Source organism: Nostoc sp. PA-18-2419 (assembly GCF_005869855.1).
Taxonomy (GTDB): domain Bacteria; phylum Cyanobacteriota; class Cyanobacteriia; order Cyanobacteriales; family Nostocaceae; genus Nostoc.
Window position 1 is genome coordinate 34,371 of the sequence record NZ_SZNH01000035.1, and the last position, 18,276, is coordinate 52,646.

The following is an 18,276-nucleotide window of genomic DNA, read 5'->3' on the forward strand; positions in this document are numbered from 1 at the left end:
ATTTAAAATCAAATGAGCAATTATCGATACCAAGTAGGTGGTACCCTAACAAGTGATGCTCCTAGCTATGTTGAACGCAGAGCAGACATCCAACTCTACAATGCGTTAAAACAAGGTGAATTTTGCTATATCCTTAGCTGTAGGCAAATGGGCAAATCATCACTGATGGTGAAAACAAAGCATCGTTTGCAAGAAGAGGGCTTTCGATGTGCCACTATTGATATGACCAATATTGGTTGTGAAAATATCACTCCAGAGCAGTGGTATAAAGGAGTTGCAGGTGACCTATGGTTAGGTTTCCAACTGTTAGGAAAGGTTAACTTAAGAAGCTGGTGGCAAGAACAAAAAGATATCTCTTTGGCTCAAAAACTGAGTCGATTTATTTTAGAAATTCTGTTAGCTCAGTTTCCTAACGAAAGACTGTTTATTTTTATTGATGAAATTGATAGTATTCTGAGTCTAGATTTTCCGGTTGATGACTTTTTTAGCTTAATTAGGTTTTGTTATAATCATCGGGCAATCGATCCAGAATATAATCGAATAACATTTGCCATTTTTGGTGTGGCGACACCTTCAGACTTAATTTCATATCGAAATCATACTACTCCATTTAATATTGGTAAAGCTATAGAAGTAAATGGTTTCACATTTGAAGAAGCTCACCCATTAGCTTTAGGGCTGGATATCCAGGACAATTATCCCCAGAAAGTTTTGAAAGAAATATTAGCTTGGACACAAGGACAACCATTTCTGACTCAAAAGCTATGTCGGGTGCTTGTAAGTTTATCTCAAGACGATTTGGGTAGAAAGGTAAAAATTCCTCCTGGCACGGAAGAATTTTGGATAGAAAATGTAGTGCGATCGCATATCATCGAAAAATGGGAATCTCAAGATGAACCAGAGCATCTGAGGACAATTCGCGATCGCATTCTCAGAAAGGAACAATCTGCCGCTAGATTATTAGGAATATATCAGCAAATCCTCCAAGGAATTGAAGTAGCTGTTGACGATAGTCGAGAACAAGCAGAACTTTTGTTGTCTGGTTTGGTAATTAAAAATCAAGGTTTTCTGAAAATTAAAAACCGTATTTATGAAGAAGTTTTCAATCTAGAATGGGTGGCAAAAAAATTAGCTAACTTGCGTCCTTACTACGAAAATTTCAATGCATGGGTGGCCTTTAACCAAGAGGATGAATCTCGCCTATTACGGGGACAAGCCTTAATTGATGCCCAAACTTGGGCAAATGGCAAAAGCTTAAGCAACTTAGATTATCAATTTTTAGCTGCTTGCGAAGAATTAGATAGACGAGAAGTGCAGCAAGTATTAGAAGCCGAACGTGCCAAAGAAGTCGAAGCACGACTTGCAGAACAACAAAAAAGGATGGTTCAACAGAGAAGAAATTCCAGAATAGTGGCACTTTTGCTTCTGGGTATGACAATCAAGTTGGCAATTTCAATAGTGTGGGGAATGTCACTTTTACGAAAGATTGATGCTCTACAATCACGAGTAAAATGTACTCAGATAGAACATCAGGGCACACTTAAAAGAATTTGTAATTAGTCATATCAAGTTCGGCTAATTACTTACAATATGGTTGGTTTTTTTGGTAATTGGTAATTGCTAAGAGGTGAACAGTTGTGTTTTGTTACCCATTCACCATTACCGACCTTCACGGATATCACAAGTATTTAACTGGAAATGATATGACTATTGAATTCTGTTTTCATCAATAAAATTCTGAGGGGAGGAAGCCTCCACTCAGAATAGAAACAATTTACTGTATGACTTTTCACAGCATATGAAACAAGGTGTAAGGGTTTAGGAAAAACACACTTGTTGGATTTTAATTTTGGAATTTCACATTCCTTCTAGCATCATCACACCCTTACTCCCGAACTTAAATAGAGTTTATAGACCCCATGAAAAGTCAGGTTACGGTATAACGGTATTAGATTGTGCTGTTATAACTTTCCCAACCACTATTTATAGTGTTATTTGAGCTTGTAGCAATACTGCAAGCTATGATGGAATTTTTGACAGCCCATTTGTTACCGTGTTTTCAAATCTTAGCCTAAGTTTTTGCGATCGCTGAAAATTAGCAATTGTCAACTTACACAAATTTAACCAGAAAGCTAAGATTATTAAAATATATCTCACTTTTACAGATCAACTGAGTTATCCACGCAGAATGCCCCCGAAAAAGCGATCGCTATGCTTCAGTATCCCCATCTCGAACAAGCGCTAAAATATTACTTTGGTTATGATAGATTCCGCCCCGGACAACGGCAAATTATCGAAGATGCGCTGCAAAATCGGGATTTATTGGTAGTGATGCCTACAGGTGGCGGCAAATCTTTGTGTTTTCAGTTACCTGCATTAATCAAAAAAGGTTTAACTGTAGTTGTATCGCCGTTAATTGCTTTGATGCAAGACCAAGTGGAAGGACTGCGAAATAATAATGTTAGCGCCACATTTCTCAATAGTAGTTTGAATGCCTATCAGGTGCGATCGCGGGAAGAAGCCATCCTTAATCGGAAAGTTAAATTACTTTACGTCGCCCCAGAACGTCTATTGAGTGAAAGATTTCTGCCGTTTCTCGATTTAGTCCATCATCAAATTGGCATTTCTATTTTCGCCATTGACGAAGCACATTGCGTCTCTGAGTGGGGACACGATTTCCGTCCAGAATACCGCCAGTTGATATCTCTGCGTAAACGCTACGCTAATGTTCCTACCCTTGCCCTCACCGCCACAGCCACCGATCGCGTTCGCAGTGATATCATTCAACAATTAGGGCTGAAGCAACCCAGTATCCACATAGCCAGCTTCAATCGCCAGAATCTTTATTACGAAGTTCGTTCTAAAACTAAGTCTGCATATGCAGAATTATTAGAACTGGTGCGGGAAAGCGAGGGTTCAGCAATTATTTATTGTCTGACGCGCAAAAAAGTTGATGAACTCACTTTTAAACTGCAAAATGATAAAGTTTCTGCATTGCCTTATCATGCCGGATTAACTGATGAAGAACGCAGCAACAATCAAACTCGATTTATTCGCGATGATGTGCGCGTCATGGTGGCAACAATTGCCTTTGGGATGGGAATTAATAAGCCAGATGTGCGATTAGTAATTCACTTTGATTTGCCGCGTAATTTGGAAAGTTATTATCAAGAATCAGGCAGGGCAGGAAGGGATAATGAACCTTCACGTTGTACATTTTTCTTCAGTTTTGCCGATGTGAAAACCATTGAATGGAGTATTAATCAAAAAACTGACCCCCAAGAACAATTAATAGCCAAACAACAACTGCGGCAGGTAATTGATTATGCTGAAGGTACAGACTGCCGCCGGACAATTCAGTTGGGTTATTTTGGCGAACGGTTTGCTGGAAATTGTGGTAACTGTGATAATTGCCGCAATCCTAAACCGATGGAAGATTGGACAATTGAAGCCATGAAGTTTTTATCTTGTGTGGCGCGTTGCAAAGAAAGATTTGGCATGACGTATATTATTGATGTCTTGCGCGGTGCCAAAAGTCAAAAAATTATTTTAAATCAACACGATGAACTTTCTACCTACGGAATTGGCAAAGATAAAACTATAGATGAGTGGCGAATGCTAGCGCGATCGCTTTTACATCAAGGACTATTAGAACAAACTAGCGATGGTTACTCTGTTTTGAAACTCAACGCCCACAGTTGGGAAGTAATGCGGCGACAACGCACAGTTTCCCTGGCTGTGGCTTTAGTACAAAATATTTCTTTGACACAAACAAGTGAAAAAGCTGCGGAAGCAGAAGTCTTAATGCAGAGATTGCGATCGCTCCGCAAACAACTTGCTGATGAACAATCTGTTCCACCTTATATTGTCTTTCAAGATTCTACCTTGAAATTGATGGCGCAGGTACAACCTAAAACAATGACTGAATTTGGTAAACTTTCCGGCGTCGGTACTCACAAACTCGCCCAATATGGCGAAAAGTTTCTCACAGAAATTCGTGCTTACCGCCAAGAAAAAGGTTTGGTAGATGCACCACAAGTTAATTTTACACCCTCTATTAGCTTACCTTCCGACACCGAAATCTTGACATTTCAATTGCATAAACAGGGTTTAAGTGTTACTGAAATTGCCCAAAAACGCAATATTCGTGCCACGACAATTATCCGTCATTTGGCAGATTTAATTGAAAAAAATCAGTCTGTAGATTTAAATCAGTTAGTATCTCTCGAACATCAGCAAAAAATTTGGCAAGTTTTAGAAGTGCTTGGTGATATTTCTTTGACGCCAATTCGAGAACAACTAGGCGAAAGCTACAGTTTTGACGAAATTCGCTTAGTGCGGGGTAAGTGGCGGCGCGAAAATCGTAAGTAATAATTTCAAGTTTTAGCTAATAATTTAGAATTCAGGTAGAAGGTAGTGCGTTAGAATGTTTTTTGCTCCTTTCGCCAAATATAAATTTTTTGCTGCCAAAACGTTTTAGACAAAAAGTGATAAATATTTAGATAAGCGATATATTGACTAAGCTAAAACACATATTCATTGCATAATCACTTGTGAGGTTCCTTGACTACCGACTGTTAACAGTCAACCGTCAGCTGTCAACAGCCAACACCAAAATATATGCTTTCTTAAATGTGAAATAGCTGATATACATCTCTCGAATTGCAATCTAGCTAAGTATTATTGCTCAAATCATCAGCTAACCAGAGGGGAACTATGACGGCAGAAGAACAACGGTTGCAAGAAGACCGCGATCGCAAAGCCTATTGGCGACGCTGGGGATCTTACGTGAGTAATCGGCAGTGGGGGACAGTGCGCGAAGACTATAGCCCCGATGGCTCAGCTTGGGACTACTTCCCCCACGACCATGCCCGATCGCGTGCTTACCGTTGGGGTGAAGATGGGATTGCCGGAATTTCTGACAATCATCAGCGGTTGTGTTTTGCGATCGCCCTGTGGAACGAGCAAGACCCAATCCTCAAAGAGCGGATGTTTGGCTTAACGGGTAATGAAGGCAATCATGGCGAAGATGTTAAGGAATATTATTTTTTTCTGGATAACACACCAACTCATGCATACATGAAATGCTTGTACAAATATCCGCAGCAGGCATTTCCCTATACACAGCTAGTAGAAGAAAACCGTCGTCGCAGCAAGCAGGAGGCGGAATTTGAATTGCTTGATACGGGTGTATTTGACGCAGACCAGTACTTTGATGTGTTCGTCGAGTATGCCAAAGCCTCTGCTGAAGACATATTAATTCAAATCACGATCGCTAATCGCTCTTCGGAAGCCAAGCCATTACATCTGCTGCCTTCGCTTTGGTTTCGCAATACCTGGTCATTCGATAATAGTGAAAAACCAGTGTTAAAGGTGCTGAAATCCGAGACAGATTTGAGCATCATTGAAGCGTCTCACCCTGGCATGAAGGATTATTGGCTCTACTGTCAAGGTGCAGCAGAACTTTTGTTTACTGAGAATGAAACGAATTTTGAGCGGCTGTACGGCGTGAAAAATGCCTCACCCTACGTTAAAGATGCTTTCCATGAATATCTAGTCCACGATCGCCAGGGTGCAGTGAATCCGAATCGGCTCGGCACAAAATTTGCTGCTGACTACAAATTGATGATTCCACCGGGAGGAGAGCAAACTGTACGCTTGCGGTTGGCAGATTCATCTGGAATTGCCGAACCATTTGGCGGGGAGTTCGAGCAAATTTTTGGCGAGCGGATCAAAGAAGCTGATGAATTCTACCAACGGATTACGCCGTTTTCTCTAGCTGACGACCAGCGCAACATCCAGCGTCAGGCTTTTGCCGGGATGTTGTGGAGCAAACAGTTTTATCTCTACATCATCGAAGATTGGCTCAAAGGTGATACGGCTACTCTAACTCCCCCCAATTCCCGTCGCAGTGTTCGCAATACTGATTGGCTACATCTGCATATTGATGATATTCTCTCGATGCCAGACACCTGGGAATATCCTTGGTTTGCTGCTTGGGATTTGGCATTTCACATGATTCCCTTGGCAATGATTGACCCAGATTTTGCCAAGCGACAATTGCAACGCCTGACACGGGAATGGTATATGCATCCGAATGGGCAGTTGCCTGCGTATGAGTGGAAACTCAGCGATGTCAATCCACCTGTACACGCTTGGGCAGTGTGGCAAGTGTATCAGATTGAGCAGAAATTCTACGGTCACGCTGACAAACAGTTTCTCGAACGTGTATTTCAAAAACTGCTGCTCAATTTTACTTGGTGGGTCAACCGCAAGGATGCCGACGGTAAAAATATTTTTCAGGGCGGCTTTTTAGGGATGGATAATATTGGCGTGTTTGATCGCAGTGCGCCGTTACCGACAGGCGGTGATTTAGAGCAAGCAGACGGCACAAGCTGGATGGCAATGTTTTGTATGAATATGCTGACCATTGCCCTCGAATTGGCTATGGATGAACCCATCTACGAAGACATTGCCAGCAAATTCTTCGAGCATTTTCTACGAATTGCAGCCGCGATGGATGGCATTGGTAAAGATGAACTTGTCCTTTGGGATGAAGAGGACGGGTTTTTCTACGATGCATTGCTCTTCCCAAATGGACATCATTGCGCGATGAAAGTGCGCTCGATGGTTGGCTTGGTGCCTTTGTTCGCAGTAGGAACACTCGAACTCGAAACTCTAAAAAAACTCACCGGGTTCACAGAGCGAACCGAGTGGTTTATCAAACATCGCCCAGACCTCACATCTGGAATTGCCTGTATGCACACCGAAGGCGAACACCAGCGCCATTTACTGGCAATTTTAAATACCAAGAAGCTAAAGCGCATCTTGAGCCGGATGTTAGATGAGCGCGAGTTTTTAAGTCCCTACGGAATTCGCTCTGTATCAAAATTTCATGCCGAGCATCCATTCATGCTGCGCGTCAACGACGAGGAGTATCAGGTAGATTACGAACCAGCTGAATCTACAAATAACTTATTTGGTGGCAATTCTAACTGGCGTGGGCCGATTTGGTTTCCGATGAATTATCTAATGATTGAAGCCTTACAGCAATTTTATCAATATTTAGGAGATGACTTCAAAGTAGAATGTCCAACTGGTTCTGGAAAATGGATGACGCTCAAAGAGGTAGCGATTGATTTGTCAAAGCGACTTGAACGGATTTTTCAACAAAATGCTGATGGCGCTCGACCTGTATACGGCGCTGTTGAGATTTTTCAGAACAATCCCCATTGGCAAAATTTGCTGACATTTAATGAATACTTTCATGGTGACAATGGTGCTGGCTTAGGGGCAAGTCATCAAACTGGCTGGACAGGAGTGATTGCAGAATTAATTCATCGGTGCGCCGAATCTTCATCGCTCGTTTAAGGTACTTTAAGAAAATAAAATATTATCCCTTAACACTCATTAATAATTATGATGATTGTTAAGGAATAATATTTTACACATTTGCAATGTTCGGATGAATAAAGAGGCTAAAAGAAAAAGTCCTCAAGCAAGTAAATTATAGTGTACTGAAATTGAATGGAAAAACAAATTTCAAGTAATGGATTAACTAAAGTCCAAGTACTGATTATGGCGATCGCAGCTGGTGTTTGTGTTGCTAACATTTACTATAATCAGCCAATCCTCAAAGATATTGCATCTTCTTTTGGAGTCAGTGAAAGCGAAGCAGGCAGTGTATCTGTGCTTTCGCAAGTTGGTTACGGTTTTGGGCTTTTCTTCTTAATCCCCTTGGGCGATAAAATTAATAAGAAAAAATTAATTCTTAGCTTACTAGCATGTTTGTTTTGTTTGTTAATACTGATGACGTTTGCCCAAAACATCGTCGAAGTTTGGATATTGAGCGTCGCAATTGGAATTGTAACCGTCTCAGCCCAGGTTATTCTGCCCTTAGCAGCAAGTATAGATAGAGTAACTACAGGTCAAACTGTAGGCAATATTTTTACTGGTCTATTGATTGGGATTTTAGGAGCAAGAGTTTTTAGTGGGTATATTGCTGAATGGTTAAGTTGGCGATATGTATATGTATTTTCGGCAATCATGATTTTAATTATTACTGTCTTACTAAATATATATTTACCCAATATAAAAAATGAATTCACTGGTTATTATTTAGAATTATTAAAATCAACACTTTACCAATTAAAACGTTTTTCATTATTAAGAGAAGCATCTTTAATTGGTGGATTATTGTTTGGTGTTTTTTGTTCATTTTGGACAACGCTAACTTTCCATTTAAGCGGAGCGCCTTTTCATTTTCAATCTGACACAATTGGGATGTATGGTTTTGTGGCGATCGCAGGTGCGTTGATGGCCCCAGTTTTTGGTAAACTAGCGGATCGAGGTAACTCCCAACGTTCCTTAACTTTTGCTGTATCGCTGGTGATTGCAAGTTTAGTGATTGCAAAAATTGCTTCTAGTTCAGCACTGGCGATCGCTGTTGCTGTATTGTTACTAGATGTAGGTGTACAGGCAACGCAGGTTACTAATGTCGCAAGGATATACACTCTAGATGCTCAATCCAATAGTCGCATCAACACCGTTTACATGACTACCTATTTTATCGGCGGTGCTGTGGGTACTAGCATTGGCCTATTATGCTGGAATCTTGGTGGCTGGAATTTGGTGACTTGGCAAATGTTAGTTTTTACTTTGCTTGCATTTTTTATTATCGCCAGACCTAAAATACTTAAAAAATAACCCCAACTTCTTTCAAAAGCCGGGGTTATATCGCTTTTAATTCTCACAAATCAAATAGATATCACTTTGTACTAATAACTATTGTTTTCTCCTCATCAAGGTGATATCTAGAAATCAGCGTCTTTTAAGAAAAGCTGGGCATTTCCGAGTTGGAATCTTGCAATGTTACAGCAGACGGTGATGTTACAGTGTTCTCCTTTTTAGCAGACATAATTACAGATAACAGCTTAGGTAGCGCTACACAAACAACAGTACTAAGTAGCGTCATGAATAAACCATCTATCAAACTCATTATCTTATCTCCCCCGTTTGCAAAACTTGTATTCACCATAATCATTAGTTTGAAGCAAAATTAGTGCAATTACTTAAAACTAGATTTTAGATTTCCTTTCTCAGATATAAGTTAAGTAAATAATATATTTTATTTAATGGTAACTATCAATTTTTAACTATTACCTTATTTTCTACTGTCAGGTAGTAGCCACTGCTGGCAGTATAATTATTAGCACTAGACCAGTGGTATGGATTCATTTAATTCTCTATTACATGAAGCTGTAACAAATGGATATAATTGGAAATTTGGAATATTGCAAAGACCGGAAAAACATATCATAGAAGACACAAAACTTTATCAGGTTCCTGAAGGTTTAGCAGAATTAGTCAGAGTGCTTGTAGGAATTCTGAGTAATAGTAATCTTAGTTGACCGAAAAGTTTTGCGTTAACGTACTCCTACGGAGAAGCAATCTAACAAGAGCCTCTCGTAGAGAAGCTCACCGTTCGCGTAGCGTCTCGTAGAGAAGGTATCACTATTAATTTGGAGAACACTTGGGACAGAAATCAGGACGAAATTTGCAGTATTGGCTACCCGTTAATGAGTAAGCTGTACAATAGGGAAAACTTGTAAGTTGAATTTTGGCTGGTTGAAATTCTGAATTGTTTGGCGACAATTGAGTAAGTTTAGTTTTATGAGCTAGAAAAATATCTACCAGTTTGGGTAGCACTATGCAGCTAGCAACGTTAACCAATGTTAGTAGTATAACGTCTGTGGAATTCATAGGTAATCATCTCCTCTGAAAATAGGCGATCGCTGTTGTCACTGCAAACACGATCCATAGGTTGCAGTCTATGTAAATTAATCTTAACATAAATTTTTGTAAATATTAAAGTTGGATTTCCTGGAATTATCGTACACAACAGGGAATGTGGATAATGAGCACGGTTATTGTAGCGGAATGACAAAATAAGCTAGAAAGCGATCGCTTGAAAATCTTGATTGTAAGGTGTTATGTCAAAAACTCAAACCGGGTCTTCTTTTTTATCTAATATCAGTGAGCGAGAACGCCAAGAATTAAAGAAGTTGGTAGATTACACAAATGTGAAATCGCTACCAGAAATTTGGCCTTTGGCAGCTGAGAAATTTGGTGATGTTGTTGCCTTGCACAGCCCCCATGCTAAACCAGAAATAGTAATTACTTATACTGAATTGGCAGAGAAAATACAATTATTTGCTGCTGGGTTACAAGCATTGGGAGTAAAAGTAGGCGATCGCATTTCTTTAATTGCTGACAATAGTCCCCGGTGGTTTATTGCCGATCAAGGTATCATGACTGCTGGAGGAGTTGATGCTGTGCGTAGCTCCCAAGCTGAAAAAGAAGAACTGCTGTTTATCATTGCCAACAGTGGTACTACAGCACTGGTACTAGAGGATTTAAAGACACTTAAAAAACTGCAAGACCGCCTCAACGATCTACCAATTCAATTTGTCATCTTACTTTCAGATGAAGCACCACCCACACAAACAACTTTAAAACTGCTAAACTTTTCCCAACTGTTGGAAATAGGAGGTGCAAATCATGATTTTGTGCCAGTTAAGCAAAATCGTGACGCCTTAGCAACTCTCATTTATACCTCTGGTACCACTGGCAAACCTAAGGGTGTGATGCTCTGTTATAGCAATTTGATGCACCAAGTGACAACATTTGGCACAGTATTGCAACCAAATCCGGGCGATACCGTTCTGAGTATCTTGCCTTCATGGCACAGCTACGAACGAACTGTTGAATATTACCTCCTATCTCAAGGTTGCACGCAAGTTTATACTAGCTTGCGTTCTGTAAAAGCAGATTTGAGACAATTTAAACCCAACTACATGGTGGGTGTACCGCGTTTGTGGGAATCAATTTATGAAGGAGTGCAAAAGCAGTTCCGCGAACAACCAGCCAAAAAGCAACGCCTAATTAAATTTTTATTAGGCATGAGCGAGAAATATATTAAAGCCCAGCGAGTTGCTCAGGGATTGGATTTAAATAATCTTCATGCCTCAGGTGGCGAACGATTAGCAGCTAAGATTCAAGCATCAGCTTTGTTACCCCTCCACAGCTTGGGAGAACGACTCGTTTATGCCAAAGTCCGGGAAGCCACAGGAGGAAAAGTCAAGCAGATGATTAGCGGCGGGGGTGCGCTTCCCAGACACATCGATAACTTCTTTGAAATTATTGGCGTGCAGATTTTGCAAGGCTATGGCTTGACAGAAACTTCTCCTGTGACTCATGTGCGTCGTCCTTGGCGAAATTTGATTGGTGCATCGGGGCTACCACTCCCGGCAACAGAAGCTAAAATCGTAGATCCTGAGACAAAAACGCCTTTGTCAGTAGAAAAGCGAGGCTTGGTATTGTTAAGGGGGCCGCAGATTATGCAAGGCTATTACCAAAATCCCGAAGCTACAGCCAAAGCAATTGACCCTGAAGGTTGGTTTGATAGCGGCGATATGGGTTGGTTGACACCAGAAAATGACTTAGTGCTAACTGGGAGGGCAAAAGATACGATTGTCTTGACGAACGGCGAAAACATCGAACCGCAGCCGATTGAAGATGCATGTTTGCGATCGCCCTACATCGATCAAATCATGCTTCTGGGTCAAGACCAGCGCAGCTTAGGAGCCTTAATTGTCCCCAATCTTGAAGCTTTAGAAAAATGGGCAGCAACTCAAAATCTGACGCTGGATACACAAGATCGCCCGACTGACTCATCCGGTGAAAAAATTGACCTAGAGAGTAAAATGATCCAGGATTTATTTCGCAAAGAATTAAATCGCGAAGTGCAAAATCGTCCAGGCTATCGACCAGATGACCGCATCGGGCCGTTCAAATTCATTCTGGAACCATTTTCTATCGAAAATGGCTTAATGACCCAAACATTGAAAGTTCGACGACACATCGTCGTGGAACGCTATCGCGATATTATTAACGGCATGTTTGCCTGATGATTCCACCTGCCAACTAATTAAGAGTGAACGTGAAATATTTATGGATGTCTCCAAATCTCATTTGCTCCTGAAACGCGTCGTCAACGTTAAAGTGATTGTTACTCCCCTGTGGAAAGAGGAAGTACAACAGCAGCTACAAGCACAGATTAATCAACTTGATCAGCAACTACAACAGCTAGACATTGAAGGACAAAGAGCGATTAGTGCAATTCAAAAGCAGAGTTTGCAACCACCCGGTCCTCAGACCCTCCAACAAATTGACAACATCCAACTCCAAGTCAATCAAAAGAAAAGTGAATTCCTAGAGCAGAAAAATCAGTTACTGCAAAACCTCCAGCAAGTGCAGTTTCTCCAGCAGGATCAAGAAGTCAACCAATTCCAAATGGAAGGCTTTTTCAAAGTAGAAACGGGAGATAACTTGATTAGTAAAATGCAGGTTGAAATTGTTCTGCGCGATGGCGTTGTCGAAGAAATTCGCGGCGACATTTAAATTTGTCATTTGTTCTCTGTTACAAAGTTCTGAGCGGAGGTTTCCTCCGCACCCTGCGGGAAGCCCTACAGGTTCGGGGGATCGCAATCGACGGAAACCGCCAAGACCGCGACCCCTTCACCGCAGAAGCCTCTACAGACTTTGCGCTTTATCTTTTGTCCTTTGCAAATGACCAATAACCAATGACTAATGACTAATGATTAATGACAAATCTGATTTAATTTAGCGTGGGTACGGCTTCCAGACCAACATTTCACCTGGGAGCCAGCCCAAATAATTTGCCAAACTGGAGGTGAACTAATAAAAAGCGATCGCCCAAAGGTCGTCATCTCCACTCGATATTTAACTGTACTAACAGAATTATTACCCTGCTTGATTTGTGTAATCATCACCAAGGCTTGATTTTGTTGTGGATAAGCTACCTCTACCTTTCGTGTTCCTCCCGCTGATGGTATATCATCAAAGGCATTCAACGCCAGGGTAGCAGGATCGCTACCTTGGAGAGATGAGTTGAGCCTTTCTATTGGTATAATTTTATAATCAGAACGTTCTGGGTATGCTACAACTTCGTGAGCCTGATGCATCGCTTTTAACTGCTGAGGTTGCCCATCAATATTGTTAACAATCCCCATTGATTGTTGGCGCTGGCTAATATAAACTCCGGCGCCAGCAGAGGCAAAGATAGTTGATACCACAATCAAAAACAATTTTAACTTTGCCGACATAAAAGTAAACACGAATTTCAAACAGGTTAATTACCAATTTTGAATTCTAGATTGAACTGTATCCCATGTCCTCTACCTGCAAAATTTCTATCTCTGGCGTTTCTCCAACAATGCGATGAATTGGAGCAAGCAGGGGAAACAGACGGGCAAAGGGTCAACGGTGAATTTTGCAAGTTGCTAAATCATCCTGCTTTCTCTGCAACGCCCTGTATCTTAAGCAGTAGTATGAAGAATATAAATCTATTTAATCTTTAGGGACTTCCAATTAAAAAAATATTTCATCCCTGGGGGACGCTACGCGAACGCCTTGAGGGCAGGGCAGCAGGGAGCAGGGAGCAGGGGGAGAGAAAGTCGTTTTGATGGGCATGAAATTGGATAATTTATTTTCTGGAAGTCCCTTAGCAATTTTATTTGATTGGTGAGACACTCGTGATGGTTTTTGAAAGCCAAGAACCAAAACGAGATATTGACTAAGCATTGAGGATAACTTTGTAATATAGACTTCTAAATCAGATTTAGGTTCCTCGGGTTATTAATCATTAGTCATTAGTCATTTGTGTTGTCTATCGATTATTAATTATTTCCCTGTGCCCCCTGCACCTGAAGCCCTCGTACCCCTTTGCTCCTCTGCACAGCCTAAAATATAAAATCTCCAGTCCAAAATTCTTTTATCAAGATACAATTCGATCTGATAAAAGCTGTTAAAGTCCATAAACCATTGATTCCCAAACCACCCTATGAGCATTCACGAAGTATTTATGCCGGCGCTAAGTTCTACCATGACCGAAGGCAAAATAGTCTCCTGGGTGAAATCGCCAGGGGACAAAGTGGAAAAAGGCGAAACAGTGGTGGTTGTAGAGTCAGATAAGGCAGATATGGATGTAGAAACCTTTTATGAAGGATTTCTTGCCCATATCATAGTTGAAGCTGGTGAAACTGCCCCGGTAGGATCTGCGATCGCCTTTATTGCCGAAACGGAAGCTGAAATTGAAAGTGCGAAATCTCTCACCAATTCCGGTGGTGCAGCTACTACCAGTGCCTCTTCCCCTGAACCAATCGCACCCGCAGCCGAAGACAGAACACCTGCCTTGGCGTCTCAAAATGGCTCTAACCACCGTGAAGGGAGGCTTGTAGCTTCACCTCGTGCCCGGAAGTTAGCCAAAGAACTAAAAGTTGATTTGACTACTCTCCAAGGCAGTGGCCCCCACGGGCGCATTGTCGCCGAAGATGTGCAAGGATTATCTAGTAAAGCCAAGCAACCCGCTGCTACGCCAGTTGCTCCAGCAACGCCTGTACCATCCGTTTCCCCAGTAGCGCCCCCTGCACCGCCTACACCAGCCACGGCACCTGCACCAGCTGTGGCATCTGTTCCCGGTTCAATCGTGCCTCTAACTACCTTCCAAAATGCGGTAGTACGCAATATGGTAGCTAGTCTATCTGTGCCTGTATTCCGTGTTGCCTACAGTATTACCACTGATGAGCTAGACAAACTTTATAAACAAATTAAATCCAAAGGCGTAACAATGACAGCCCTACTGGCGAAAGCTGTAGCGGTAACATTACAAAAACACCCACTTTTGAACGCTAGCTACTCAGACCAAGGAACTGTTTATCATTCTGATATCAACATTTCTGTAGCTGTAGCGATGGATGATGGCGGATTAATTACACCTGTGCTGCAAAATGCAGACGCAGTCGATATTTATTCTCTATCGCGTAGTTGGAAGTCTTTAGTAGAGCGTGCCAGAACAAAACAACTACAACCCCAAGAATATAACAGTGGTACTTTTACCCTATCTAACTTGGGGATGTTTGGTGTAGATACATTTGATGCGATTTTACCACCTGGACAAGGTTCAATTTTAGCGATCGGGGCATCTCGTCCGCAAGTGGTAGCAACACCTGACGGTTTATTTGCTGTGCGCCAACAAATGCAAGTAAATATTACTTCAGACCACCGAATTATTTACGGTGCCCATGCTGCTGCATTCTTGCAAGATTTGGCAAAATTGATTGAGACAAATGCTCATTCTTTGACACTGTAGTTTTGAAAAAACGCCAAAATTAAATGTTAGTGCTATTAGCGAAGTAGTTTGCCAAAGATTAGCGCTAACAACCAACAACATCGACGCTGAAATTTTTATCGACAAACTATGTAGAGATATGACAACACATATCTCTACATAAAGTTATGTCATCTCAAATATCACAGTGACATACGACAACACCTTAAAATATCTAGTTGAACAGTATCCACAAGATTTCATTCGCTACTTACTCGCATCTGAAGTAACGGATATTCAGATTCTCAAAATAGAATTAAACCAAGAACCAATCCGTGCTGACTCAGTAACCTTTTTGCAAACTGCCAATCAAATACTGCATTTAGAGTTTCAAACCTTACCAACATCAACTCCACCTTTACCACTGCGAATGCTCGACTATTGGGTGCGGCTGTATCGACAATACAATTGTGATATTGAGCAGGTAGTAATTTTTCTTAAACCCACAACTTCACAAGCAGCATTTATAAATCAATTTACTACCCGCAATACTACCCACCGCTACCGCGTCATCCGAATCTGGGAACAAGATCCACAACCGTTGCTAGTATCTCCTGGTTTATTACCTCTGGCAATCTTAGCCCGAACAGATTCTCCTCAAAACTTACTCCAACAGGTGGCAGTTCAAGTGAGTATGATTGAAGAAGCAGCCACCAAACAAACTATTTCGGTATGTAGCCAACTTTTAGCAGGGTTAGTATTTGAACCAGAACTCATTCATCAGTTTTTGAGGAAAGAAAATATGAGAGAATCTGCTATTTATCAAGAAATTCTTCAAGAGGGACTTCAAGAAGGAAGAGAACAAGGTATACAAGAAGGTATAGAACAAGGAAGACAATCACAACTGAGGCTAGTGATAGGTTTATTAACTCGTCGCCTTGGTTCAATTAATTCTCAGTTACAATCTCGGCTACAAGAGTTATCCTTAGCTCAGTTGGAGGACTTGGGTGAAGTCTTACTAGATTTCGCTACTAAAGCTGATTTAATTAATTGGCTGAATACAATAGAAAGTTAGAGTTTGCTCTAAACCTTTTGACCTGTTACAAAAAAAGTCAGATTTTCATACCAAGCTCCTTGCTCAGTTGCTTCTGCTTCAATTTTTTGACGATACTCTGCTTTTAATTGTGCCATTTGCTCTGACGAAACCTTTAATAAGGGATTTTCTCTAGGATGAAACCATCCTCCATTCCATTCTCTAGCTTGTTCTAAATTGTGGTAGTAACCTAGTTGTTGGGTGTTCACTTCAATATTTGTAAAACCAGCTTCTGCAAGTAGATGATGACACTTTTCTGGAGTGCCTGTTGGCTCGTTGATACTTGTCAACATAATGCCTTGTTTGCCACAAATTTTAATAATAAGTGGCGCTCCACAAGATTCTTCAGAGCAACAAGAAAAACCGAGAACTCCTCCTGGTTTTAGATAACAGTACCATTTACGGAGAGCAGCAGGAATATCTTTAAAATATACTATGGCTGTAGAACAAAAAATAACATCAAAACTCTCATCATAAAAGTGAATATACTCAGCATCGGCTTCAATTAGTTCAATATTTTGCAAGCCTAACTCTTCAATTTTTTGTTGTGCCTGAGCTAGCATCCCTGAAGAAAAATCTACTCCAGTAACTTTACCCTCATCACCGATAATTTGTGCAGTAGCAATGGCAATAATACCCGTACCTGTTGCTATATCTAATACTTTTTGTCCCTTTTGCAGTGGAACTAAGTTTAGTAAAGGGAGAGCGCGATCAATTGTATAATCGTTGTCGTAGCTAGTTCTGCTATCAAAGAAATCAATTACTTTTTTCTTATACTGTTGTTCGTATTCATTATTTTGCATAATACTCTCAATTTTTACTGCTCAATTATAAAAATAATTTGTGAGTGAAACTTCTGTCTTCTGAAAACGTGCTTTCAAAATGTTGAAATCTTGCAAAATCCAAAAATTTATATCATTTTTCTATATGCTTTTGGTGTGATTCCTACATGCTTATGAAAAATAGTAGTAAAGTTGCTTTGGCTAGAACAGCCAACTTGAAGTGCAATTTCGATAATAGGTAACTGGCTATAAGTAAGTAAATACTTAGCTCGTTCAATTCGACATTTAATGATGTATTGATGTGGAGAAATACCCATTAAACGTTTAAACCAACGACAGAATGAATAGGAACTCATATTCACTAGAGTAGCCAGTTCTATCAGCTTTAATTCTAGTGCTAAGTTATCATAAATATAATCAATTATCTGCCGTAATTGACGCTCAGAAAGATTGACCTCAAACTCTAAATTTAGTTGCTGTGTTTTAGAAAAAGTTTTGAGGAGATGGACTGCTAGAGCAGTAGCAACTGATTCACCATATAGTTTACCAGATGGACATCCGGCTTCAAGCTCTGCTTTGAGTGCCATTCCCAGATAAAGAATTTGCCGATCGCAGACTCCGCGCTGTGGGATAATTTCAATAGTGCGATAGCTCCCAATGATCGCATCATCTAATACTCTATTAAATAAACTGGAATCAAAAGAGACTAGGAGAAATTTTATTTCCTGATGCCAACGTGCTTGAGTGGAAATCCCCTTTGGAGTGACGTTAACCAAACCTCTTCTCATCTGCGTACTGTGTAACTTTCCACCTSCCAGTCGCCAGTCTATTTGGCAAGAATTACCAAGCCAAATATTAATGCTGTGTTGCTGCAAACAAAGCTCTGGACATTCAAATGCAGGTAAATGATGCTGTTCAAGCACAATCTCGTTCCAGTGATTAGTGCTGGATAAAATAGGAGGTTTGCTGCTCATCGGCACAATATTTCCGCTTGCCACATCAATGGCTGAAAGTTGTCCAGATTTCATGTTGCCTACTAACTTCTGAGCTACTACAAAAAAGATAGTAAGCTAATGCGTGACACAGTTACACGATTAATTTATTTTCGCTAGCGCTAGCAGATGGCTTTATTTGCTCAGTCAGATTCACTTAAAATAATCATTTATTCCTCAGCGTACCTCTGCGTTTACAAAAGAAAAAAGTGGGCATTG

At 40.8% G+C, this 18,276-nt stretch carries 13 protein-coding genes; 9 read left to right on the forward strand and 4 right to left on the reverse strand.

Annotation, left to right across the window (positions count from 1 at the left end; all coding sequences use genetic code 11):
- Positions 1-12 precede the first annotated feature (12 nt).
- The 4 genes from FCR06_RS26050 (at position 13) to FCR06_RS26065 (ending at position 8,706) form a co-directional block, all read left to right on the forward strand.
- A complete protein-coding gene (locus FCR06_RS26050; RefSeq protein WP_138504926.1) occupies positions 13-1,560 on the forward strand; it encodes an AAA-like domain-containing protein in 1,548 nt (515 codons plus the stop codon).
- Between the two features lie 651 nt (positions 1,561-2,211).
- A complete protein-coding gene (gene recQ / locus FCR06_RS26055) occupies positions 2,212-4,371 on the forward strand; it encodes a DNA helicase RecQ (protein WP_138504927.1) in 2,160 nt (719 codons plus the stop codon).
- A gap of 345 nt (positions 4,372-4,716) precedes the next feature.
- The gene (locus FCR06_RS26060) at positions 4,717-7,371 is read left to right on the forward strand and encodes an MGH1-like glycoside hydrolase domain-containing protein (RefSeq protein ID WP_138504929.1); all 2,655 of its coding nucleotides are present in this window, start codon (positions 4,717-4,719) and stop codon (positions 7,369-7,371) included.
- A gap of 156 nt (positions 7,372-7,527) precedes the next feature.
- Complete coding sequence (locus FCR06_RS26065; protein WP_138504931.1) at positions 7,528-8,706, forward strand: MFS transporter; 1,179 nt, start codon at positions 7,528-7,530, stop codon at positions 8,704-8,706.
- A gap of 124 nt (positions 8,707-8,830) precedes the next feature.
- On the opposite strand, the gene FCR06_RS33015 is transcribed toward FCR06_RS26065, so the two are convergent.
- A complete protein-coding gene (locus tag FCR06_RS33015) occupies positions 8,831-8,998 on the reverse strand; it encodes a hypothetical protein (protein WP_189523583.1) in 168 nt (55 codons plus the stop codon).
- A gap of 994 nt (positions 8,999-9,992) precedes the next feature.
- Here FCR06_RS33015 and FCR06_RS26075 point away from each other — a divergent pair.
- Genes FCR06_RS26075 through FCR06_RS33020 form a run of 3 tightly spaced genes read left to right on the forward strand, consistent with a single transcriptional unit; the run spans position 9,993 to position 12,641 of the window.
- Complete coding sequence (locus FCR06_RS26075; protein ID WP_138504934.1) at positions 9,993-11,969, forward strand: AMP-dependent synthetase/ligase; 1,977 nt, start codon at positions 9,993-9,995, stop codon at positions 11,967-11,969.
- 43 nt (positions 11,970-12,012) lie between these two features.
- Positions 12,013-12,462 carry a YlqD family protein gene (locus tag FCR06_RS26080; protein WP_099069339.1) on the forward strand — a complete coding sequence of 150 codons (450 nt, stop codon included), beginning with the start codon at positions 12,013-12,015 and terminating at the stop codon, positions 12,460-12,462.
- Positions 12,463-12,464: 2 nt separating this feature from the next.
- Positions 12,465-12,641, forward strand: a complete 177-nt coding sequence (locus tag FCR06_RS33020; RefSeq protein WP_189523584.1) for a hypothetical protein — start codon at positions 12,465-12,467, stop codon at positions 12,639-12,641.
- 21 nt (positions 12,642-12,662) lie between these two features.
- On the opposite strand, the gene FCR06_RS26085 is transcribed toward FCR06_RS33020, so the two are convergent.
- A complete protein-coding gene (locus tag FCR06_RS26085; RefSeq protein ID WP_138504936.1) occupies positions 12,663-13,187 on the reverse strand; it encodes a hypothetical protein in 525 nt (174 codons plus the stop codon).
- Positions 13,188-13,924: 737 nt separating this feature from the next.
- On the opposite strand from FCR06_RS26085, the gene FCR06_RS26090 reads away from it, so the two are divergent.
- Together FCR06_RS26090 and FCR06_RS26095 are read left to right on the forward strand one after the other, a co-directional pair.
- The gene (locus FCR06_RS26090; protein WP_138504938.1) at positions 13,925-15,232 is read left to right on the forward strand and encodes a dihydrolipoamide acetyltransferase family protein; all 1,308 of its coding nucleotides are present in this window, start codon (positions 13,925-13,927) and stop codon (positions 15,230-15,232) included.
- A 166-nt stretch (positions 15,233-15,398) separates the two neighbouring features.
- Positions 15,399-16,265: an Rpn family recombination-promoting nuclease/putative transposase gene (locus FCR06_RS26095; protein ID WP_138504940.1), complete on the forward strand. Its 867-nt coding sequence runs from the start codon at positions 15,399-15,401 to the stop codon at positions 16,263-16,265.
- Positions 16,266-16,273: 8 nt separating this feature from the next.
- On the opposite strand, the gene FCR06_RS26100 is transcribed toward FCR06_RS26095, so the two are convergent.
- Both FCR06_RS26100 and FCR06_RS26105 read right to left on the reverse strand, forming a co-directional pair.
- A complete protein-coding gene (locus tag FCR06_RS26100) occupies positions 16,274-17,086 on the reverse strand; it encodes a class I SAM-dependent methyltransferase (protein WP_138504942.1) in 813 nt (270 codons plus the stop codon).
- 107 nt (positions 17,087-17,193) lie between these two features.
- Positions 17,194-18,093 (reverse strand): helix-turn-helix domain-containing protein, encoded by a 900-nt coding sequence (locus tag FCR06_RS26105; protein ID WP_138504944.1) that lies wholly within the window; start codon positions 18,091-18,093, stop codon positions 17,194-17,196.
- Positions 18,094-18,276: the final 183 nt, after the last annotated feature.